Raw genomic sequence first — 20,146 nt, forward strand, 5'->3', positions numbered from 1 at the left:
GAGGAATCTGGAGGATTTATGATCGTTCGTCCCGTGCGCAGCGCCGATTTGCCGGCCCTGATCGACCTGGCTCGCAGTACCGGCGCAGGCCTGACCACGCTGCCGGCCAACGAGCAGCGCCTGGCGCATCGGGTCGGCTGGGCAGAGAAGGCCTTTCGCGGTGAGGCCGAACGTGCCGATGCCGACTACCTGTTCGTCCTCGAAGACGATGCCGGCAAGGTGGTGGGCATTTCTGCGGTGGCTGGCGCCGTCGGCCTGCGCGAGCCCTGGTACAACTACCGCGTCGGCCTGACCGTTAGCGCTTCGCAGGAGCTGAACATCCATCGCCAGGTGCCGACGCTGTTCATGGCCAACGACCTGACCGGCAATTCCGAATTGTGCTCGCTGTTCCTGCATGCCGATCACCGCAGCGGCCTCAATGGCCGCCTGCTGTCCAAGGCACGTCTTCTGTTCATTGCCGAGTTTCGCGAGCTGTTCGGTGACAAGGTCATCGCCGAGATGCGCGGGATGTCGGACGACCGCGGGCGTTCGCCGTTCTGGGAAAGCCTCGGCCGGCATTTCTTCAAGATGGAATTTTCCCAGGCCGACTACCTCACCGGCGTCGGCAACAAGGCCTTCATTGCCGAGCTGATGCCCAAGTTTCCGCTTTACACCTGTTTCCTTTCCGACGATGCGCGGGCCGTGATCGGTCGCGTGCACCCGGACACCGAGCCGGCGCTGACCATGCTCAAGGCTGAGGGTTTCAGCTATCAGGGCTACGTCGACATATTCGATGCAGGCCCGGCCATCGAGGCGCAAACCGCAAAGATTCGCGCCGTGCGCGACAGTCAGAACCTAGTGCTGGCCATCGGCACGCCAGGCGACGACGCCGAGCCGTTCCTGGTGCACAACCGCAAGCGTGAGGACTGCCGCATCACTGCCGCGCCGGCGCGCATGGCGGCCGGCACGCTGGTGGTCGATCCACTGACTGCCAAGCGCCTGCGCCTGTCTGCTGGCGATCAGGTGCGCGCCGTGCCGCTGGCGGCGCACGGCTGAGTTATGGATTTGTGCAGCGGTCCAGGCAGGCCGCTGGAAAATGCTGGGAGTGGTAGAACAAGATGAACACTCATTACATCGCAGGTCAGTGGCAGCCCGGTCAGGGCGAGCCGCTGCAATCGCTCGACCCGGTCAGCCAGGCCGTGCTCTGGCAGGGCCAGGGCGCCACCGCAGCGCAGGTCGATGCAGCCGTTGCCGCTGCGCGTGGCGCTTTCTCGTTGTGGGCGGCGCATTCGCTTGATGGCCGCATCGCCGTGCTGGAACGCTTCGCCGCCTGCCTGAAAACGCGTGCCGACGAAGTGGCGCGGGCGATCGGTGAAGAGACCGGCAAGCCGCTGTGGGAAGCTGCCACCGAAGTGAACAGCATGGTGGGCAAGGTCGCCATTTCCATCCAGAGCTATCGCGAGCGTACCGGCGAGAAGAGCGGCCCGCTGGGCGACGCCACCGCTGTGCTGCGGCATAAACCACATGGCGTGGTGGCGGTATTCGGCCCCTATAACTTCCCTGGGCACCTGCCCAACGGCCACATCGTACCGGCATTGCTGGCCGGCAACTGCGTGCTGTTCAAGTCTAGCGAGCTGACGCCCAGGGTGGCCGAGCTGACCGTGCAATGCTGGATCGAGGCCGGGCTGCCCGAGGGCGTGCTCAGCCTGCTGCAGGGGGGGCGCGAAACCGGCGTGGCGCTGGCTGGTCACCCCGGTATCGACGGATTGTTCTTCACCGGCTCCAGTCGCACCGGCAATCTGCTGCACGCCCAGTTCGCCGGGCACCCGGACAAGATACTGGCGCTGGAGATGGGCGGTAACAACCCGCTGATCGTCGATCAGGTGGCCGATGTCGATGCGGCGGTCTACACCATCGTCCAGTCCGCATTCATCTCTGCCGGCCAGCGCTGCACCTGTGCCCGTCGCCTGCTGGTGCCGCAGGGGGAGTGGGGCGACACCCTGCTGGCGCGCCTGGTGCAGGTTGCCGGGCAGATCAGGGTCGGTCGCTTCGATGCGCAGCCGGCGCCTTTCATGGGCGCGGTGATTTCCCTGCAGGCCGCCGCTCAGCTGATGCAGGCGCAGCACAACCTGCTGGCTGGCGGCGCCACGGCGCTGCTGGCAATGACCCAGCCTGAGGCGGGCGCTGCGCTGTTGACGCCCGGCATCCTCGATGTCACATCGCTTGCCGAGCGTCCCGACGAGGAGTTCTTCGGCCCCCTGCTACAGGTAATCCGCTACGACAGCTTCGAATCGGCCATTGCCGAAGCCAATGCTACTGCTTACGGCCTGGCTGCGGGGCTGCTGTCCGACTCGCGCGCGCGCTTCGAGCAATTCTGGCTGCATAGCCGCGCCGGCATCGTCAACTGGAACAAGCAGCTCACCGGGGCCGCCAGCACTGCACCCTTCGGCGGTATCGGCGCCTCGGGCAACCACCGCGCCAGTGCCTACTACGCCGCCGACTATTGCGCCTACCCGGTGGCGGGGCTGGAGAGCGAAAGCCTGGCCCTGCCCGCGACTCTGACCCCGGGAGTGACCCTGTGATGGCCGCCTATGAGATGAACTTTGACGGTCTGGTCGGGCCGACTCACAACTACGGCGGACTGTCTTACGGCAACGTCGCCTCGCAGAGCAACAGCCAGGCCGTGTCGAGCCCCCGGGAAGCGGCGAAGCAGGGCCTGGCGAAAATGAAGGCGCTGATGGACATGGGCTTCAAGCAGGGCGTACTGGCCCCGCAAGAGCGCCCGGATGTCGCTGCGCTGCGCTGCCTGGGCTTCACCGGCAGCGATGTCGAGGTAATCCGGCGCGCAGCGCGCGAGGCCATGCCGCTGCTGGTGGCAAGCTGCTCGGCATCGAGCATGTGGACGGCCAATTCCTGCACTGTCAGTCCCAGCGCCGATACGGCGGACGGGCGCGTGCACTTCACCGCCGCCAATCTCAACTGCAAGTTCCACCGCAGCATCGAGCACCCGACCACCAGCCGCGTGTTGCAGGCGATGTTCGCCAATCAGGCGCACTTCGCTCATCACCCGGCGCTGCCTGCAGTGGCTCAGTTCGGTGACGAGGGTGCGGCCAATCACACGCGCTTCTGCAAGGGCTATGGCGATGCCGGGGTCGAGTTCTTCGTCTATGGACGCAGCGCCTTCGATACCCGTTACCCGGCGCCGGCACGTTACCCGGCGCGGCAGACTCTGGAGGCCAGCCAGGCCGTGGCGCGCCTGCATGGGCTGAGCGAGGCCGGCGTGGTCTATGCCCAGCAGAATCCGGCGGTGATCGATCAGGGCGTGTTCCACAACGACGTGATCGCCGTGGGCAACGGCGAGGTGCTGTTCTATCACCAGAACGCCTTCCTCGATACCGACAAGGTCCTGGCGGAGCTGGGCGACAAGCTGGCGCGGCGTGGCGGCAACTTCCAGGCGGTGTGCGTGCCGGGCTCTGCCGTCAGCGTGCAGGATGCAGTGCGTTCCTATCTGTTCAACAGCCAGCTGCTGAGTCGAGCCGATGGCGGCATGCTGCTGATCGTGCCGGAAGAGTGCCGCAACAATACCAGTGTCTGGCGCTATCTGCAGCAGCTGACCACCAGCGGCGGGCCAATTCGCGAGGTGCGCGTATTCGACCTCAAACAGAGCATGCAGAACGGTGGTGGTCCGGCCTGCCTGCGCCTGCGTGTGGCGCTCAACGAGCAGGAGCTGGCGGCGGTCAATCCGGGCGTGGTGATGAGCGATGCCTTGCACGACACCCTGGTGGCCTGGGTCGACAAGCACTATCGCGACCGCCTGAGCGAAGCCGATCTGGCCGACCCGCAATTGCTGACCGAATGCCGCACGGCATTGGATGAACTGACGCAGATCCTTAAACTGGGCTCGGTCTATCCTTTCCAACTGAACTGACCCACAGGGTGGATGTCGCTTGTTACATCCACCTCAGAACTCTCCCGGAGATTTTATGAGCGACGCGCTGCAACTGATTCTTGAAGATAACGACGGCACCCAACTGGAAACCTCCTGCAGCCGCTTCGCCGTGGTGTGGCAGGGCAAGGAGCTGTGGGTCCAGGCCGTTGGCGATCAGTTGCTGATCGGTGTCGATGTGGAGGAGGGCGATACCGAGTACGCCAACCTGCTGCTGCGTCCGCAGGCCACCAACCTGGTCAGCCTGCAGCTCGAGATGGAGCCGGCGCTGGCTGATGAGGACGATCATGTTCATGGTCCGGACTGCAATCACTAAGCCCTGAGGAGTGTGCGATGCTTGCCCTCGGCAAATTGCTTGAACTGACCCTGGCCGGCCATGAGCCGTCGGCGAAGATTCAACTGACGCCCGATGGCACGCGTCTGCGCTGGCTGGATGAAGGTGCGCTGGAGGTGACCCCGCCTGCAGCGCGCGACAAGGGTCTCGACCTGCTGCTGTCGGCCGGCATTCACGGCAATGAAACCGCCCCCATCGAACTGCTCGACCGTCTGCTGCGTCGCATTGCACGCAACGAGCTGCATCCGGCGGTACGCATTCTCTTTCTGTTCGGCAATCCCGAGGCCATGCGCCGTGGCGAGCGCTATGTCGAGCAGGATCTCAACCGCCTGTTTAGTGGCCGTCACGAGCAGTCCAGTGGCTTCGAGGCCATCAGGGCATGCGACCTCGAGCACCTGGCCGTCAATTTCTTCGGCAAGGATACCGGCCGCACGCGCCTGCATTACGATCTGCATACTGCCATTCGAGCCTCGAAGATCGAGCAGTTCGCCCTCTATCCCTGGCAGGAGGGACGCGCGCATTCCCGCCGCGAGCTGGAGCGTCTGCGCGCCGCCGGTATCGAGGCGGTGCTGCTGCAGAACAAGGCCTCGACCACCTTCAGCGCCTACACCTACGCGCAGCTTGGTGCCGAAGCCTTCACCCTGGAGCTGGGCAAGGCCCGTGCCTTCGGGCAGAACGAACTGGTCAATCTCGATCTGCTGGAGAGCGCGCTGCATGCGCTGATCGAAGGGCGCGAGGTGATCAGCGGCGAGCCCACGCTCGATGGCATGCAGCTGTTTTCGGTTTCGCGTGAAGTCATCAAGCACAGCGACAGCTTCCAGCTGCACCTGCCGACGGATATCGAGAACTTCACCGAGCTGGAGCCTGGCTACCTGCTCGCCGAGGATATCGCCGATACCCGCTGGATAGTGGAGGAGCAGGACGCGCGCATCATCTTCCCCAATCCCAAGGTCAAGAACGGCCTGCGTGCCGGCATCCTGATCGTCCCCGACGACGGCACCGGCTTGGTGTAATGCTGCTGTGGGAGGGGCTTTAGCCGCGACGCTGCGGCCTCTTGATCACCGCTAAAGCGCCTCCCACGGTTTTTGCCCTCAACTGTATCTGTCGCCCTTCGGGCGACCTCTTTAGCATGGGCCTTTCGCCAATCAATCGGAAAGCCAGCCATGCCCCTGATCGACCTGCGTAGCGACACCGTCACCCAACCCACCGCCGCCATGCGCGAAGCCATGATGACAGCCGGGCTGGGCGACGATGTGTACGGTGAAGACCCGACGGTGAACCGCCTGGAAGCCTGGTTGGCGACGGAGCTAGGCTTCGAGGCTGCGCTGTTCGTGCCCACCGGCACCATGAGCAACCTGCTGGGCCTGATGGCGCATTGCGAACGCGGTGACGAATACATCGTCGGCCAGCAGGCGCATACCTATAAATACGAAGGCGGCGGAGCCGCGGTGCTCGGCTCCATCCAGCCGCAGCCGATCGACGGCGAGGCCGATGGCTCGCTGGACCTGGCCAAGGTCGAAGCGGCGATCAAGCAGGACGACTTCCACTTCGCCCGCACCCGCCTGCTGGCGCTGGAAAACACCATGCAGGGCAAGGTGCTGCCGCTCGACTACCTGGCTGCCGCCCGCGAGCTGACGCAGCGCCGAGGTCTGGGCCTGCACCTGGACGGCGCGCGGCTGTACAACGCCGCTGTCAAACTGGGCGTACCGGCACGGGAGATCACCCGGCATTTCGATTCCGTCTCGGTGTGCCTGTCCAAGGGGCTCGGCGCGCCGGTCGGTTCGGTGCTGTGCGGCAGCGCGGCGCTGATCGGCAAGGCGCGGCGTCTGCGCAAGATGGTCGGCGGCGGTATGCGCCAGGCCGGCGTATTGGCGGCAGCGGGGCTTTATGCCCTGCAACATCAGGTCGAGCGCCTGGCCGAGGATCACGCCAACGCCGCACGTCTGGGCGAGGGCCTGGCCGCACTGGGCTACAGCGTCGAACCGGTGCAGACCAACATGGTTTATGTGCAGCTCGGCGAGCGCGCCGGACAGATCACGGCTTTCATGGCCGAACGCGGCATCGCCGTCAGCGCGGCGCCGCGCCTGCGTCTGGTCACTCATCTGGACGTCAGCGCCGAGCAAATCGAGCAGGTGATCGAAGCCTTTGCCGTTTTTCGCTCGCTTTGAGTCGCAACCGCAGCGCCCGATAGGCGCCTGCTATCAACAAAGGCACTAGCCGCGCGCGGTAGGCCCGATATAATGCGGCCCTTTGCAGACTGCGTGAAAACTACTGCTCTCGGTCATGCTGCGTTAAAAACCGGCTCAGAATGCTCATTTACAGCCCGTAAACTGCGCTTCTTCGCCGGTTTTTGCCTTGCCTGACCTTCGCTCGCTACGTTTTCACTTTGTCTGCCTCGCCGGCTTTTGCCGTGGCCGCCTGATTCCGTGGATATCCCTATGAAAAGCGCAGAAATCCGTGAAGCCTTCCTGAGCTTCTTCGAAGAAAAAGGGCACACCCGTGTCGCTTCCAGCTCGCTGATCCCGGCGAACGACCCGACCCTGCTGTTCACCAACGCGGGCATGAACCAGTTCAAGGACTGCTTCCTGGGCCTGGAAAAGCGCGCCTACACCCGCGCCACCACCAGCCAGAAGTGCGTGCGTGCCGGCGGCAAGCACAACGACCTGGAAAACGTTGGCTACACCGCGCGTCACCACACCTTCTTCGAAATGCTGGGCAACTTCAGCTTCGGCGACTACTTCAAACGCGATGCCATTCATTACGCCTGGGAATTTCTGACCTCCGACAAGTGGCTGAACCTGCCCAAGGAAAAGCTCTGGGTCACCGTCTACGCCACCGATGACGAGGCCTTTGATATCTGGACCAAGGAAGTCGGCATCCCCACCGAGCGCATGATCCGCATCGGTGACAACAAGGGCGCGCCCTATGCGTCCGACAACTTCTGGGCGATGGGCGATACCGGCCCGTGCGGCCCCTGCACCGAGATCTTCTTCGATCACGGCGAGCACATCTGGGGCGGCCCACCCGGCAGCCCGGAGGAAGATGGCGACCGCTACATCGAGATCTGGAACAACGTCTTCATGCAGTTCAACCGCACCGCGGACGGCGTGCTGCACCCGCTGCCGGCGCCGAGTGTGGACACCGGCATGGGCCTGGAGCGCATCAGCGCGGTGTTGCAGCACGTCAACTCGAACTACGAGATCGACCTGTTCCAGAATCTGCTGTCCGCCTCGGCCAGGGCCATCGGCTGCGCCAACGAGGGCCAGGCTTCGCTGAAAGTGGTGGCGGACCACATCCGCTCCTGCAGCTTCCTGATCGCCGACGGCGTGACCCCGTCCAACGAAGGTCGCGGCTACGTGCTGCGCCGCATCGTGCGTCGCGCCTGCCGTCACGGCAACAAGCTGGGCGCCAAGGGCAGCTTCTTCTACCAGATCGTCGCCGCCCTGGTGGCCGAGATGGGTGAAGCCTTCCCCGAACTCAAACAGCAGCAGGCGCACATCGAGCGCGTGCTGAAGACCGAGGAAGAGCAGTTCGCCAAGACCCTGGAGCAGGGCCTGAAGATTCTCGAGCAGGATCTGGCCAGCCTGCAGGGCTCGGTCATTCCTGGCGATGTGGTGTTCAAGCTGTACGACACCTACGGCTTCCCGGTCGACCTGACCGCCGATATCGCCCGCGAGCGCGAACTGTCGGTAGACGAAGAAGGCTTCGAGCGTGAGATGGAGGCGCAGCGTGAGCGCGCCCGTTCCGCCAGCGCCTTCGGCATGGATTACAACGCCCTGGTCAAGGTCGACGCCGACACCCGCTTCCTCGGCTACGAGGGCACCAGCGGCAGCGGCAAGATCATCGCCCTGTTCAAGGCCGGTGCCGCGGTCGACAGCCTCGCTGAAGGCGAAGAGGGCGTGGTGGTGCTGGATCAGACCCCGTTCTACGCCGAGTCCGGTGGCCAGATCGGCGACTGCGGCTATCTGGAAGGTGCAGGCGTGCGTTTCGACGTGCGAGACACCACCAAGGCTGGCGGCGCCTTCCTGCACCACGGCGTGGTCACCAAGGGCGGCCTCTCCGTCGGTACCAGCGTCAAGGCCGAGGTTGAGGCCGAGGTGCGCCAGGCCACTGCGCTGAACCACTCGGCGACCCACCTGCTGCACGAAGCCCTGCGTATGGTGCTTGGCGACCATGTGCAGCAGAAGGGCTCGCTGGTCAACAGTCAGCGCCTGCGTTTCGACTTCAGCCACTTCGAGGCGATCAAACCCGAGCAACTCAAGCAGCTCGAGGACATCGTCAATCGCGTGGTGCGCGAGAACACGCCGGTAGAGACTGAAATCACCGACATCGAGACCGCCAAGGCCAAGGGCGCGACCGCGCTGTTCGGCGAGAAGTACGGCGATCAGGTGCGCGTCCTGAGCATGGGCGGTGACTTCTCCGTCGAGCTGTGCGGCGGTACACACGTGGCCCGCACGGGCGACATCGGTCTGTTCAAGATCGTCAGCGAAGGTGGTGTGGCGGCCGGCGTGCGTCGTATCGAGGCGGTCACCGGTGCAGCCGCGCTGGCGTACCTCAATGGCGCAGAAGAGCAGCTCAAGGAAGCCGCTTCCCTGGTCAAAGGCAGCCGCGACAACGTACTCGACAAACTGTCGGCGCTGATCGAGCGTAACCGCCAGCTGGAAAAGGAGCTGGAGCAGCTCAAGGCCAAGGCCGCCAGCGCTGCGGGCAACGACCTGGCCGGCTCGGCGGTGGACGTCAAGGGCATCAAGGTGCTGGCGTCGCGTATCGATGGCCTGGACGGCAAGGCGCTGCTGGCGCTGGTCGATCAGTTGAAGAACAAGCTGGGCAGTGCGGTGATTCTGCTCGGCGGCGTGTTCGAGGACAAGGTGGTGCTGGTCGCTGGTGTCACCCAGGATCTGACCGCCAAGCTCAAGGCCGGTGACCTGATGCGTCAGGCCGCTGCGACCGTGGGCGGCAAGGGCGGCGGTCGCCCCGACATGGCCCAGGGCGGCGGCGTCGATGCCGGCAAACTGGATGAAGCCCTGGCCCTCGCCGCGACCCTGGTCGAGCAGGCTTCGTAAAGAGCGTGAAAGCGGGGCCCGCAGTGCGTCCGGCGGGCCTTGGCAGTGTGACCCGATGCGGGTTTAATGGGCGCCCTTGAGGAATCAGGCGGCTTTTTGAAATGGCTTTGATCGTACAGAAGTTTGGGGGCACCTCAGTCGGCACCGTCGAGCGTATCCAGCAGGTGGCCGAGAAGGTTAAGAAGTTCCGCGAGAAAGGCGACGACATCGTCGTCGTGGTGTCCGCCATGAGTGGCGAAACCAACCGCCTGATCGATCTGGCCAAACAGATCACCGACGGCGAGCCGGTACCGCGTGAACTGGATGTAATGGTGTCCACCGGTGAGCAGGTGACCATCGCGCTATTGGCCATGGCACTGATCAAGCGCGGTGTGCCAGCGGTGTCCTACACCGGCAACCAGGTGCGCATTCTCACCGACAGCGCCTACAACAAGGCGCGCATTCTGCAGATCGATGACCAGAAGATTCGCGCCGACCTCAAGGCCGGTCGTGTTGTCGTCGTCGCCGGTTTCCAGGGCGTGGACGAACACGGCAGCATCACCACCCTCGGCCGTGGCGGTTCCGATACCACCGGCGTGGCTCTGGCTGCGGCGCTGAAAGCCGACGAGTGCCAGATCTACACCGACGTCGATGGCGTCTACACTACCGACCCGCGCGTGGTGCCCAAGGCGCAGCGCTTGGAGAAGATCACCTTCGAAGAAATGCTGGAAATGGCCAGCCTCGGTTCCAAGGTGCTGCAGATTCGCTCGGTGGAGTTCGCCGGCAAGTACAACGTCCCGCTGCGCGTCCTGCACAGCTTCCAGGAGGGGCCGGGCACCCTCATTACCCTTGATGAAGAGGAATCCATGGAACAGCCGATCATTTCCGGCATCGCTTTCAATCGCGACGAAGCCAAGCTGACCATCCGTGGGGTACCGGATATCCCCGGCATCGCCTTCAAGATTCTCGGCCCGATCAGCGCCGCCAACATCGAGGTGGACATGATCGTGCAGAACGTCTCGCACGATAACACCACCGATTTCACCTTTACCGTGCACCGCAACGATTACAACAACGCGCTGGGCGTGTTGCAGAAGACCGCCGACGAGCTGGGCGCCCGTGAAGTGGTGGGCGATACCAACATCGCCAAGGTTTCGATCGTTGGTGTCGGTATGCGTTCCCATGCTGGTGTTGCCAGCCGCATGTTCGAAGCGCTGGCCAAGGAGACCATCAATATCCAGATGATCTCCACCTCCGAGATCAAGGTGTCCGTAGTGATCGAGGAGAAGTATCTGGAACTGGCGGTGCGTGCTCTGCATACTGCCTTCGAGCTGGACGCTCCGGCCCGACAGGGTGAGTGATTGATCTGATCCGAAAGGCGCGGCTGGTTCCGCGCCTTTCGTTTTTTTGACCGATTCGCGGGAACTTTCTTTCTGCGCGGGCTGGTCAATACTTGGGTGGAGGCTTTCAGGCTTGTGGTAGCAGGGAGCCGGCACCATTTTCTTTTTGCAGACTGTTGTCCTGAAAAAATGTAATCCGTGAAGGAGAAAGGAATGCTGATTCTGACTCGCCGGGTCGGAGAGACCCTGATGGTCGGTGATGATGTGACTGTCACCGTGTTGGGCGTGAAAGGTAACCAGGTGCGTATTGGTGTCAATGCGCCGAAAGAGGTTGCCGTACACCGTGAGGAAATCTACCAGCGTATTCAGAAAGAGAAGGGTGACGAACCAAGCCACTAATTTTTCTACAAATTTTTGTTTGCAAACGGGGAAAACATGTTTATCATGCGCCCCGTGTTGCGGAGAGGTGGCCGAGTGGCCGAAGGCGCTCCCCTGCTAAGGGAGTACACCTCAAAAGGGTGTCGGGGGTTCGAATCCCCCCTTCTCCGCCATTATTCAGCGAGTCGGGCGTAAGCCAGGCTGGCGAATCACCAGAGGTGATCTGGTATAAAAGCACCAACAAGCGGACTCATAGCTCAGCTGGATAGAGTACTCGGCTACGAACCGAGCGGTCGGAGGTTCGAATCCTCCTGAGTCCGCCATATTCAAATGGCTTGCATCGCTGCAAGCCATTTTGCTTCAACCAGCGGTGATCTGGTCTAAAAGCGCCAACGTGTGGACTCATAGCTCAGCTGGATAGAGTACTCGGCTACGAACCGAGCGGTCGGAGGTTCGAATCCTCCTGAGTCCGCCATATTCAATGGCACTGCAGCGATGCAAGGTCATGTTTCAACCAGTGGTGATCTGGTCTAAAAGCGCCAACGTGTGGACTCATAGCTCAGCTGGATAGAGTACTCGGCTACGAACCGAGCGGTCGGAGGTTCGAATCCTCCTGAGTCCGCCATATTCAATGGCACTGCAGCGATGCAAGGTCATGTTTCAACCAGTGGTGATCTGGTCTAAAAGCGCCAACGTGTGGACTCATAGCTCAGCTGGATAGAGTACTCGGCTACGAACCGAGCGGTCGGAGGTTCGAATCCTCCTGAGTCCGCCATACCCAAAGGGCCTGCAGCAATGCAGGCCCTTTTTCTTTGTGCGTCATTTCTTCACGCAGCCGGCTTCGTCGAAGCTGACCTGGCGGCTGTTGCCGCCTTTGCGCTTTTCACGATAGTGGTAGCGCTCCTGGCCATTGCTGGCCGTGACTCTGTCCGGCTTGCCCAGGCTGCTTTCCACGTCGGCGCGGCTCATGCCGCGGCGGATTTCCTTGCGGATGATCGCCTGGCGCCTCTCGCTACTGCTCAGTAGATTGCCGCAGCCATCATCCTGCTGACCGACAATCACCAGTTCGCCGGAGCTCGCGCTCGCATGTGCCTGGCGCCTGCCGGGGTCGGCCAATGGGATGGGTTTGCCGCTGCTGGGCGTATGGTTGCGTGCATCCTGCAGATGCTGTTCCTGATCGGTGCTGCAGCCGTGCCGGGTGAAGGTGACATGGCCGTCAGCATCCACGCAGCGGAACACGCTGGCGGCCGAGCTGTCTTCAATAGGGGAGAGAAGCGCAGCGGCCAATAGCGCTGCCAGGTGTCTTCCTTGCATGAATCGTCCTCCATGACGTTGCAGATTTCAGGTTAGACCGTTTTTTCGCCCATGCCAGGGTGTCCTGGCGTTGACGGCTGGCGTCGCATAGCCAGGTTTTCATGCGGGATTGAAGTTTGCGATGCAAGCAGTTGTTCTTGCCGCGCTTTTGTCACGTACAAAGCTGTTTGGCGGTGTTATCATTCGCCGTGTCAGCCCCGCCGGGGCTTGTGGAATACCACCATGGACTTACCCAGTAGTTACTCAATACTCCCCTCGAACAATCGTGTAAGACCTGATTGATCCCCTTTGGCGTGCCCGCCAACTGGGGGTGGAGCGCGCTATGACTGAAGTAGAAGCCAAAAAGCCGCAAGAGAGCTTGCAGGATCGCCTGGCCCAGGTGATTGAACTGCTGCATCGGCACAAACTGGTCGAAGACCTGACCCATCGTCAGGAAGGCCAGCACCACGATCGGGTCGAGAGCCTGGTTCATCGGCAGAACCTAGCCGAGCTACAGCGCAAGCTCGACGACCTGCACCCCGCGGATATCGCCCACATTCTCGAAGCCCTGCCGCTCGATGAGCGTTTGACCGTCTGGCAGCTGGTCAAGGCCGAGCGCGATGGCGACATCCTGCTCGAAGTATCCGACGCAGTGCGGGAAACCCTGATCGCCGACATGGACGATCACGAGATTCTCGCTGCGGCCAAGGACCTGGACGCCGACGAACTCGCCGACCTGGCACCTGAGCTGCCGCGTGACGTTGTGCACGAGCTGATGGAGTCGCTCGACGCCCAGCAGCGTGAGCGTGTGCGTTCGGCGCTGTCCTACGAGGAAGATCAGGTCGGTGCGCTGATGGACTTCGAGATGGTCACCATCCGTGAGGACGTCAGCCTGGAAGTGGTGCTGCGTTATCTGCGCCGTCTCAAGGAGCTGCCGGGGCATACCGACAAGCTGTTCGTGGTCGATTACGACGGCGTGCTCAAGGGCGTGCTGCCAATCAAGCGCTTGCTGGTCAATGATCCGGAGAAGCAGGTCGGCGAAGTCATGGCCGACGATCCGGTGAGCTTCCATCCCGATGAGGACGGCTACGATGCCGCCCAGGCGTTCGAGCGTTACGACCTTATCTCCGCGCCGGTGGTGGACAAGAACGGCAAGCTGATCGGCCGTCTGACCATCGACGAGATGGTCGACCTGATCCGTGAGGAAAGCGAAAGCGAAGTGCTGAACATGGCCGGTCTGCGCGAGGAGGAAGATATCTTCGCCTCGGTGTGGAAGTCGGTACGCAACCGCTGGGCCTGGCTGGCGATCAACCTGGTGACTGCCTTCCTCGCCTCGCGGGTAATCGGCCTGTTCGAAGACTCGATCGAGAAACTGGTCGCGTTGGCGGCGCTGATGCCCATCGTTGCGGGGATCGGTGGTAACTCCGGCAACCAGACGATCACCATGATCGTACGCGCCATGGCCTTGGATCAGGTCAGCACCGGTAATACCAAGCGCCTGCTGCGCAAGGAGCTCGGGGTTTCCCTGATCAACGGCATTCTCTGGGGCGGGGTGATCGGTGCCATTGCCTATGCGCTCTACGGCAGCTGGTCGCTGGGCGTGGTGATGACGGCGGCGATGACCCTCAATCTGTTGCTGGCGGCGCTGATGGGAGTGCTGATCCCCATGACCCTGGCACGCCTGGGACGTGATCCGGCCATGGGGGCCAGCGTGATGATCACCGCAATGACCGATAGCGGTGGCTTCTTCATCTTCCTGGGGCTGGCTTCGATCTTCCTCCTTTAGATCACTCCATCAACTGCACCAATCGCCAGGTATCGAGAAAGGCCGTGACCCGCGTGATTCGGCCATTCTCCAGCTGCATATGCCAGGAGTAGCTGTTCTCGTAGTGGCTGCCGTCCTTGGCGGTCGCCTGGCCATCCCAATGCACGATCACGTGAGGCCCCTGCGCCACGATCTGGCGGACGGTGGGCACGATGGGCGTGGCCAGTTTGTCGGTGATGGGTTTGACTGCATCTTCCATGAACGCCTCGCGCGTGCGGTAAGTCCCGGAGTAAGGGCTGCTGCCGGCCACGACCCAGACGGCATCATCGGCTAGCAATTGGAAGATGCCGCCCTGGCCGGCGCGCCAATCATCGAAGGCTTTCTGAATCAGGGCCTGATTGGCCGCGGTGTTGTCACTTGCCCAGGTCGGCAGGCAGAGCGATACGCTGAGCAGTAGCGCGGCGACAGCTTTTTGCATGTTCATAAGCTTCTTTCCTTGGCTGGTGGGTTGCCTTACTCAGTTGGAGTGCTCTTGCGGCGCAGCACCATGCCGCCGTGGTAGAGCACGTCATCGATGAACTCACCGTCAGCGGTAAAGCCGGTGTCGTCGACGTAATCGATGTGGTTGCCGGTGACTCGGTAGCTGCCCCGGTAGGCGCTCTCGCGGTTCCCACGTGCCTCGTCATAACGGCCGTTGGCCAATAGCTCATGGCGGACATGGCCATCGTCCGTTACCCACATGCCCGCGTAGGGATGTGAGCTTTCCGCTTCCGCGCTTGCCGCGCCGGGTAGCAGGGCGCCGCTGATCAACAGCACCGCCAGGCTGTTTTTCGCTGGCATATTCACCTCCATCAATAAGGACTGGCGGTCGGGCGCACGATGACTTCGCTGACATCGACGTCGTCCGGCTGCTCGACTGCATAGGCCACCGCACGGGCGATGGCGTCCGGTGTGATGGCGATACGGCGGAAGGCCTTCATCGCATCGCGGGCGCTGGCGTCGGTGATGCTGTCGGCCAGTTCGGACTCGACCACGCCGGGGCAGATGGTGGTGACGCGGATGCGCTCGTTTTCCAGGCGCAGCCCCTCGGAAATGGCCCAGACCGCGTACTTGGTGGCGCAGTACACCGCAGCGGTCGGTGATACGGCATGGGCACCGATGGAGGCAATGTTGATCACCTGGCCGCGCCCGCGTTGCTCCATGCCCGGCAGCACCGCGGCGATGCCGTGCAGGACACCGCGTATGTTGACGTCGATCATGCGGTTCCACTCGTCGACCTTCAGGGCGTTGAGCGGTGACAGCGGCATCACACCGGCGTTGTTGATGATGACGTCGACCGGCCCGTGCTGTGCCTCGGCGCGTTCGACGAAGGCCTGCATATCGGATAGCTGGCTGACGTCGAGGGTGCGGCAGGAGGCGCGTTGACCTTGCGCTTGCAGTTCGTCTACCAGTGCCTGCAGGCGTTCGATGCGGCGGGCGCCGAGTACCACCTGATGGCCCTGGCTGGCGAGGTGGCGGGCGATGGCTTCGCCGATGCCGCTGCTGGCACCAGTGATGAGGATGACCTTGCTCATGGCGATCTCCACTGTTGTTGGGAGGTTCCATGCTAGGTGGAGGGTGGATGGTCGCTAAGTCCGGTTACTCTTTGGATATTGCCTGTTTCTATTGAATGCTTCTTAAATGCCCCAGTGTTCAGCCCGAGCCGATACCCGAGTCATGACAACGACACCCGAGAGCATGAAGCAGCGTATGGTCGAGTTGATGCTGCGGCTCGCCCCCGAGGAAGGCTACACCGCGGCGCAACTGGACGGGGTTACCTTCATGCGTTCCGACCGGCCGCTGCCTGTAACGCCTGCGCTGTACGAGCCGAGCATCGTCATCGTGATTCAGGGGCGCAAACGCGGGCTGCACGACGGCACGCTCTACGTCTACGATGCGCAGCATTATCTGGTGCTGGCGCTGCCGTTGCCTTTTTCCATCGAAACCGAGGCCAGTGCCGAAGAGCCCATGCTGGGCGTAGCGCTGCGGGTCGATCCGCTGCTGGTGGCCGAGCTGGCGATGGAACTGGACGAGCCTCAGGCTGCCGAGCCGGCAACGCTCTATTCCAGCCCGATGGATGTACGCCTGAGCGACGCCACGCTGCGTCTGCTGGAAGCGCTGGCCGACCCTGATGAAGTGCGTCTGCTCGGCCCCTCGATCATGCGCGAGATCGTCTTTCGCGTGCTGCAGGGGGAGCAGGGTAGTGGACTGCGTGCGACTCTTGCGCAGAACAGTCATTTCGGTCGTATCGCGCGCGTGTTGCAACGTATCCACCGCGATTATCAGGAGTCGCTCGACGTGCCCTCGCTGGCCGAGATCGCCAGCATGAGCGTGCCGGCTTTCCATGTGCACTTCAAGGCGATGACCAGCCGCTCGCCTTTGCAGTACCTCAAGGCCATACGCCTGCACCAGGCGCGTCTGCTGATGATTCGCAACGACATGAGCGCGATCAGCGCGGCGCAGCGCGTCGGCTACGAAAGCCCGTCGCAGTTCAGCCGGGAATTCAAGCGGCTGTTCGGGCGCACTCCGGGCGATGAGACCCGTCATTTCAAGCAGCTGCTGGCGCTGGCGCCCGCGGTTGATACCGGTGTGCGCTCGGCCTCCTGAGCGCCGTCTCGCAGAACCTTGCCCCCTGTTTGGTAGTGGGGGTGCAAAAGCCACTACATAAATGGCGGTTCGGTGTTTGCTTCAAACGCTTGTTTCAGGCTAAGGTTCGGCAGCTCTGCCCGGGCGCTGACCCTGGGCGCTCCTGATCAATAATGAATGCAGCCCGCGAGCTGCTGGCCAAAGGAGCCAAGATGACCCCCAGTGAACTCCTGCTCGAGGGTGTCGAACTCATGCTGTTCGGCATGGGTTTCGTGTTTGTCTTTCTGGTGTTGTTGGTGGGTGTGGTCAGCCTGATGTCGCGTCTGATCGCGACCTTCGCTCCACCCGCGCCAACCCCCGCCGTTTCTTCCCCAGCGCACAGCGCCAAGCCGGCCAGCCACGAGCCGGATGCAGAAACGCTGGCCGCCATCCAATCCGCTATTGCCCAGCACCGCGCCCGTCGCGGTTGATCAGGTTCAGAGGGAGTACCTGTATGACTGCCGTTAAACAAGCACTCGGGATCACCGATGTGGTGCTGCGTGACGCCCACCAATCCATCCTGGCCACCCGAGTGCGCCTGGAAGACATGCTGCCGATCGCGGCCAAGCTCGATCAGGTCGGCTTCTGGTCGGTGGAATCCTGGGGCGGCGCCACCTTCGATGCCTGTATCCGTTATCTGGGCGAAGACCCCTGGGAGCGCATCCGCGAACTGAAGAAGGCCATGCCCAACACCCGTCAGCAGATGCTCCTGCGCGGGCAGAACCTGCTGGGCTACCGCCACTACGCCGACGACGTGGTGGAGAAATTCGTCGAGCGTGCCGCGGTCAACGGCGTCGACGTGTTCCGCGTGTTCGATGCGATGAACGATCCGCGCAACCTGGAAACCGCACTCAAGGCCGTCAAGCAGCAGGGCAAGCATGCCCAGGGCACCATCTCCTACACCACCAGCCCTGTGCACACTCTGGACATGTGGGTCGACCTGGCCAAGCAGATCGAAGACATGGGCGCCGACTCGGTGGCCATCAAGGACATGGCGGGCATCCTTACCCCCTACACCGCCTTCGAACTGGTCTCGCGCCTGAAGGCCAGCCTGGCCATCCCGATTCACATGCAGTGCCACGCCACCGCCGGGCTGTCGTCCGTGGCGATTCTCAAGGCAGTTGAAGCCGGTATCGACAATGTCGACACCGCCATTTCCTCGCTGTCGATGACCTATGGCCATTCGCCGACCGAGTCGGTCGTGGCCATGTTCCAGGGCACCGAGCGCGATACCGGGCTCAACCTGGAGCTGCTGGAGGAAATCGCCGCCTACTTTCGCGAGGTGCGCAAGAAGTACGCTAAGTTCGAGGGCAACCTCAAGGGCGTCGATTCGCGCATCCTGGTCGCCCAGGTGCCAGGCGGCATGCTCACCAACATGGAAAGCCAGCTCAAAGAGCAGGGTGCCCAGGACAAGTTCGACCAGGTGCTGGCCGAGATTCCGCGCGTGCGCGAAGACCTCGGCTTCATCCCGCTGGTAACGCCAACCTCGCAGATCGTCGGCACCCAGGCGGTGATCAACGTGCTCACCGGCGAGCGCTACAAGTCCATCACCAAGGAAACCGCCGGCGTACTCAAGGGCGAGTACGGCGCCGCGCCTGCGCCCTTCAATGCCGAGCTGCAGGCGCGCGTGCTTGACGGTGGCGAGGCCATCACCTGCCGTCCCGCCGATCTGCTCGATGCCGAGATGGACAAACTGACCGCCGAACTCAAGGGCATCGCCCGGGAGAAGGGTATCAAGCTGGCCGCCGACGAGATCGACGACGTGCTGACCTACGCGCTGTTCCCGCAGATCGGCCTGAAATTCCTGGAAAACCGTGGCAACCCGGCGGCCTTCGAGCCGGCGCCGACCGGCAAGGAAACTCCGGCTCGCGAAGCTGGCAAGCCCGAGGTTTATACCGTCGAGGTCAACGGCAAGTCGTTCGTCGTACAGGTCAGCGAAGGCGGTGATGTCGAAGGCATCAAGCCTGTCGGGGGGGCGGTAAGCGCCGCGCCGGCTGCTGCCCCGGTCGCGGCCGGTGGTGGCGAGCCGCAAGCGGCGCCACTGGCCGGCAATATCTTCAAGGTGCTGGTGCAGCCCGGCCAGACCGTCGAGGAGGGCCAGCTGGTGATCATTCTCGAAGCGATGAAGATGGAAACCGAGATCCGTGCCTTCAAGGCGGGCACCGTCGGTGCCGTCAACGTCAAGGTCGGTGATGCAGTGGCGGTGGGCGACAGCCTGCTGACCATCGGCTGAGGAGCGCACCATGGAAAAGCTGCTCAAGCTCTGGCAAAGCACCGGCCTGTACCATCTGGAGCCCGGCCAGGCCTTCATGATCGCGGTATGCCTGCTGCTGATCTACCTGGCCATCAGGAAAGGTTTCGAGCCCTTGCTGCTGGTGCCCATCGGTTTCGGCGGTCTGCTGTCGAACATCCCGGTGGCCAACATGGCCGAAGGTGCCGGCTTTCTGCACCTGATCTACGAAGTGGGATTGCCGACCAGCATCTTCCCGTTGCTGATCTTCCTCGGCGTCGGCGCCATGACCGACTTCGGCCCGATGCTGGCCAACCCGAAAACCTTGTTGCTGGGCGCCGCCGCGCAGTTCGGTATCTTCGGCACTCTGATGGGCGCGCTGGCGATCACCGCACTGGGCATCCCGGGCATGGAGTTCACGCTCAAGGAGGCGGCGTCCATCGCCATTATCGGCGGGGCGGATGGGCCTACCTCGATCTTCGTCACTTCCAAGTTGGCGCCCGACCTGCTCGGCCCCATCGCCGTGGCGGCCTATGCCTACATGGCGCTGGTGCCGCTGCTACAGCCGCCGATCATGCGTGCGCTGACCAGCAAGGAAGAGCGCGCCATCGTCATGCAGCAATTGCGTCCGGTGGGGCAGACCGAGAAGATCATCTTCCCCATCGTGCTGTGCATCCTGGTCGGTCTGCTGCTGCCCGATGCCGCGCCGCTGATCGGCATGTTCGCCCTTGGCAACCTGCTGCGTGAATGCGGGGTGGTCGAGCGCCTGGCCGATACCTCGCGCAACGCGCTGATCAATATCGTCACCATCTTCCTCGGCCTGACCGTAGGCTCCAAGCTGTCGGCAGAGGCCTTCCTGCAGCTCAAGACCCTCGGCATCCTGATGCTCGGCATGGTGGCGTTCTGCGCCGGTACGGCGGCTGGGGTATTGATGGCCAAGCTGATGAACCTGTTCAGCAGCAACAAGGTCAACCCGCTGATCGGTTCGGCAGGTGTATCGGCGGTGCCGATGGCGGCGAGGGTGTCGAATAAGGTGGGCCTGGAGGCCAACCCGCAGAACTTCCTGCTCATGCATGCGATGGGGCCGAACGTGGCCGGGGTGATCGGCTCTGCCGTAGCGGCGGGGGTACTGCTCAGCTTCGTTGGCTGATGAAGGCGCGGAGTTCGATCCGCGC

Annotated in this window: 18 protein-coding genes and 5 tRNA genes; 19 read left to right on the forward strand and 4 right to left on the reverse strand. The window is 62.8% G+C overall.

What is annotated here, in order from left to right; genetic code table 11:
• Nucleotides 1–18: 18 nt before the first annotated feature.
• From astA to DXK50_RS10160, 14 genes are all read left to right on the forward strand, one after another.
• A complete protein-coding gene (gene astA, locus DXK50_RS10095; protein ID WP_212630209.1) occupies nucleotides 19–1,035 on the forward strand; it encodes an arginine N-succinyltransferase in 1,017 nt (338 codons plus the stop codon).
• Between the two features lie 62 nt (nucleotides 1,036–1,097).
• Complete coding sequence (gene astD / locus DXK50_RS10100; protein WP_212630210.1) at nucleotides 1,098–2,561, forward strand: succinylglutamate-semialdehyde dehydrogenase; 1,464 nt, start codon at nucleotides 1,098–1,100, stop codon at nucleotides 2,559–2,561.
• Nucleotides 2,561–3,907: an N-succinylarginine dihydrolase gene (gene astB / locus DXK50_RS10105; protein WP_212630211.1), complete on the forward strand. Its 1,347-nt coding sequence runs from the start codon at nucleotides 2,561–2,563 to the stop codon at nucleotides 3,905–3,907. The genes astD and astB overlap by 1 nt, the downstream gene beginning before the upstream one ends.
• Nucleotides 3,908–3,962: 55 nt before the next feature.
• On the forward strand, nucleotides 3,963–4,241 hold the full coding sequence (locus DXK50_RS10110; RefSeq protein WP_161866403.1) for a topoisomerase II: 279 nt from the start codon (nucleotides 3,963–3,965) through the stop codon (nucleotides 4,239–4,241).
• 17 nt (nucleotides 4,242–4,258) lie between these two features.
• Nucleotides 4,259–5,272: a succinylglutamate desuccinylase gene (gene astE / locus DXK50_RS10115; protein WP_212630212.1), complete on the forward strand. Its 1,014-nt coding sequence runs from the start codon at nucleotides 4,259–4,261 to the stop codon at nucleotides 5,270–5,272.
• 150 nt (nucleotides 5,273–5,422) lie between these two features.
• Nucleotides 5,423–6,427, forward strand: a complete 1,005-nt coding sequence (gene ltaE, locus DXK50_RS10120; protein WP_212630213.1) for a low-specificity L-threonine aldolase — start codon at nucleotides 5,423–5,425, stop codon at nucleotides 6,425–6,427.
• A gap of 270 nt (nucleotides 6,428–6,697) precedes the next feature.
• Nucleotides 6,698–9,322, forward strand: a complete 2,625-nt coding sequence (gene alaS / locus DXK50_RS10125) for an alanine--tRNA ligase (RefSeq protein WP_212630214.1) — start codon at nucleotides 6,698–6,700, stop codon at nucleotides 9,320–9,322.
• A gap of 101 nt (nucleotides 9,323–9,423) precedes the next feature.
• A complete protein-coding gene (locus DXK50_RS10130) occupies nucleotides 9,424–10,662 on the forward strand; it encodes an aspartate kinase (protein WP_161866399.1) in 1,239 nt (412 codons plus the stop codon).
• Nucleotides 10,663–10,854: 192 nt separating this feature from the next.
• Complete coding sequence (gene csrA / locus DXK50_RS10135) at nucleotides 10,855–11,040, forward strand: carbon storage regulator CsrA (protein WP_003244478.1); 186 nt, start codon at nucleotides 10,855–10,857, stop codon at nucleotides 11,038–11,040.
• A 61-nt stretch (nucleotides 11,041–11,101) separates the two neighbouring features.
• A tRNA-Ser gene (locus DXK50_RS10140) sits at nucleotides 11,102–11,192 on the forward strand.
• A gap of 73 nt (nucleotides 11,193–11,265) precedes the next feature.
• Nucleotides 11,266–11,342 (forward strand) — tRNA-Arg (locus tag DXK50_RS10145).
• Nucleotides 11,343–11,417: 75 nt separating this feature from the next.
• Nucleotides 11,418–11,494: transfer RNA gene (locus DXK50_RS10150), tRNA-Arg, on the forward strand.
• A gap of 73 nt (nucleotides 11,495–11,567) precedes the next feature.
• Nucleotides 11,568–11,644, forward strand: a tRNA-Arg gene (locus tag DXK50_RS10155).
• A 73-nt stretch (nucleotides 11,645–11,717) separates the two neighbouring features.
• Nucleotides 11,718–11,794: transfer RNA gene (locus DXK50_RS10160), tRNA-Arg, on the forward strand.
• A 44-nt stretch (nucleotides 11,795–11,838) separates the two neighbouring features.
• On the opposite strand, the gene DXK50_RS10165 is transcribed toward DXK50_RS10160, so the two are convergent.
• Nucleotides 11,839–12,333, reverse strand: coding sequence for a DUF4124 domain-containing protein (locus DXK50_RS10165; protein ID WP_212630215.1), 495 nt, complete (start codon nucleotides 12,331–12,333; stop codon nucleotides 11,839–11,841).
• Between the two features lie 322 nt (nucleotides 12,334–12,655).
• On the opposite strand from DXK50_RS10165, the gene mgtE reads away from it, so the two are divergent.
• Complete coding sequence (gene mgtE, locus DXK50_RS10170) at nucleotides 12,656–14,098, forward strand: magnesium transporter (RefSeq protein WP_161866397.1); 1,443 nt, start codon at nucleotides 12,656–12,658, stop codon at nucleotides 14,096–14,098.
• 1 nt (nucleotide 14,099) lies between these two features.
• On the opposite strand, the gene DXK50_RS10175 is transcribed toward mgtE, so the two are convergent.
• Genes DXK50_RS10175 through DXK50_RS10185 form a run of 3 tightly spaced genes read right to left on the reverse strand, consistent with a single transcriptional unit; the run spans nucleotide 14,100 to nucleotide 15,651 of the window.
• Entirely contained in the window at nucleotides 14,100–14,561 is a 462-nt protein-coding gene (locus tag DXK50_RS10175) for a nuclear transport factor 2 family protein (protein ID WP_212630216.1), read from the reverse strand.
• Between the two features lie 29 nt (nucleotides 14,562–14,590).
• Nucleotides 14,591–14,917 carry an Atu4866 domain-containing protein gene (locus DXK50_RS10180; RefSeq protein ID WP_212630217.1) on the reverse strand — a complete coding sequence of 109 codons (327 nt, stop codon included), beginning with the start codon at nucleotides 14,915–14,917 and terminating at the stop codon, nucleotides 14,591–14,593.
• An 11-nt stretch (nucleotides 14,918–14,928) separates the two neighbouring features.
• Nucleotides 14,929–15,651, reverse strand: a complete 723-nt coding sequence (locus DXK50_RS10185) for an SDR family oxidoreductase (protein ID WP_212630218.1) — start codon at nucleotides 15,649–15,651, stop codon at nucleotides 14,929–14,931.
• A 175-nt stretch (nucleotides 15,652–15,826) separates the two neighbouring features.
• On the opposite strand from DXK50_RS10185, the gene DXK50_RS10190 reads away from it, so the two are divergent.
• The 4 genes from DXK50_RS10190 (at nucleotide 15,827) to DXK50_RS10205 (ending at nucleotide 20,121) form a co-directional block, all read left to right on the forward strand.
• Nucleotides 15,827–16,723 carry an AraC family transcriptional regulator gene (locus DXK50_RS10190; RefSeq protein ID WP_212630436.1) on the forward strand — a complete coding sequence of 299 codons (897 nt, stop codon included), beginning with the start codon at nucleotides 15,827–15,829 and terminating at the stop codon, nucleotides 16,721–16,723.
• Nucleotides 16,724–16,914: 191 nt separating this feature from the next.
• On the forward strand, nucleotides 16,915–17,172 hold the full coding sequence (locus DXK50_RS10195; protein ID WP_212630219.1) for an OadG family protein: 258 nt from the start codon (nucleotides 16,915–16,917) through the stop codon (nucleotides 17,170–17,172).
• Nucleotides 17,173–17,195: 23 nt separating this feature from the next.
• On the forward strand, nucleotides 17,196–18,974 hold the full coding sequence (gene oadA, locus DXK50_RS10200) for a sodium-extruding oxaloacetate decarboxylase subunit alpha (RefSeq protein WP_212630220.1): 1,779 nt from the start codon (nucleotides 17,196–17,198) through the stop codon (nucleotides 18,972–18,974).
• 10 nt (nucleotides 18,975–18,984) lie between these two features.
• Nucleotides 18,985–20,121 (forward strand): sodium ion-translocating decarboxylase subunit beta, encoded by a 1,137-nt coding sequence (locus DXK50_RS10205; RefSeq protein WP_212630221.1) that lies wholly within the window; start codon nucleotides 18,985–18,987, stop codon nucleotides 20,119–20,121.
• Nucleotides 20,122–20,146 lie beyond the last annotated feature (25 nt).

The sequence above is a fragment of the Pseudomonas sp. KB-10 genome (assembly GCF_018221585.1).
Classification (GTDB): domain Bacteria; phylum Pseudomonadota; class Gammaproteobacteria; order Pseudomonadales; family Pseudomonadaceae; genus Aquipseudomonas; species Aquipseudomonas yangonensis.

Bases quoted from the DNA above. Each gene is read 5' to 3' on its own strand.
- DXK50_RS10205 (WP_212630221.1), top strand. From the start codon at position 18,985: ATGGAAAAGCTGCTCAAGCTCTGGCAAAGCACCGGCCTGTACCATCTG.
- DXK50_RS10130 (WP_161866399.1), top strand. From the start codon at position 9,424: ATGGCTTTGATCGTACAGAAGTTTGGGGGCACCTCAGTCGGCACCGTC.
- alaS (WP_212630214.1), top strand. From the start codon at position 6,698: ATGAAAAGCGCAGAAATCCGTGAAGCCTTCCTGAGCTTCTTCGAAGAA.
- astB (WP_212630211.1), top strand. From the start codon at position 2,561: ATGGCCGCCTATGAGATGAACTTTGACGGTCTGGTCGGGCCGACTCAC.
- oadA (WP_212630220.1), top strand. From the start codon at position 17,196: ATGACTGCCGTTAAACAAGCACTCGGGATCACCGATGTGGTGCTGCGT.
- DXK50_RS10165 (WP_212630215.1), bottom strand. From the start codon at position 12,333: ATGCAAGGAAGACACCTGGCAGCGCTATTGGCCGCTGCGCTTCTCTCC.
- astA (WP_212630209.1), top strand. From the start codon at position 19: ATGATCGTTCGTCCCGTGCGCAGCGCCGATTTGCCGGCCCTGATCGAC.
- astD (WP_212630210.1), top strand. From the start codon at position 1,098: ATGAACACTCATTACATCGCAGGTCAGTGGCAGCCCGGTCAGGGCGAG.
- DXK50_RS10190 (WP_212630436.1), top strand. From the start codon at position 15,827: ATGGTCGAGTTGATGCTGCGGCTCGCCCCCGAGGAAGGCTACACCGCG.
- mgtE (WP_161866397.1), top strand. From the start codon at position 12,656: ATGACTGAAGTAGAAGCCAAAAAGCCGCAAGAGAGCTTGCAGGATCGC.
- DXK50_RS10185 (WP_212630218.1), bottom strand. From the start codon at position 15,651: ATGAGCAAGGTCATCCTCATCACTGGTGCCAGCAGCGGCATCGGCGAA.
- DXK50_RS10175 (WP_212630216.1), bottom strand. From the start codon at position 14,561: ATGAACATGCAAAAAGCTGTCGCCGCGCTACTGCTCAGCGTATCGCTC.
- astE (WP_212630212.1), top strand. From the start codon at position 4,259: ATGCTTGCCCTCGGCAAATTGCTTGAACTGACCCTGGCCGGCCATGAG.
- DXK50_RS10180 (WP_212630217.1), bottom strand. From the start codon at position 14,917: ATGCCAGCGAAAAACAGCCTGGCGGTGCTGTTGATCAGCGGCGCCCTG.
- ltaE (WP_212630213.1), top strand. From the start codon at position 5,423: ATGCCCCTGATCGACCTGCGTAGCGACACCGTCACCCAACCCACCGCC.
- DXK50_RS10195 (WP_212630219.1), top strand. From the start codon at position 16,915: ATGACCCCCAGTGAACTCCTGCTCGAGGGTGTCGAACTCATGCTGTTC.
- DXK50_RS10110 (WP_161866403.1), top strand. From the start codon at position 3,963: ATGAGCGACGCGCTGCAACTGATTCTTGAAGATAACGACGGCACCCAA.
- csrA (WP_003244478.1), top strand. From the start codon at position 10,855: ATGCTGATTCTGACTCGCCGGGTCGGAGAGACCCTGATGGTCGGTGAT.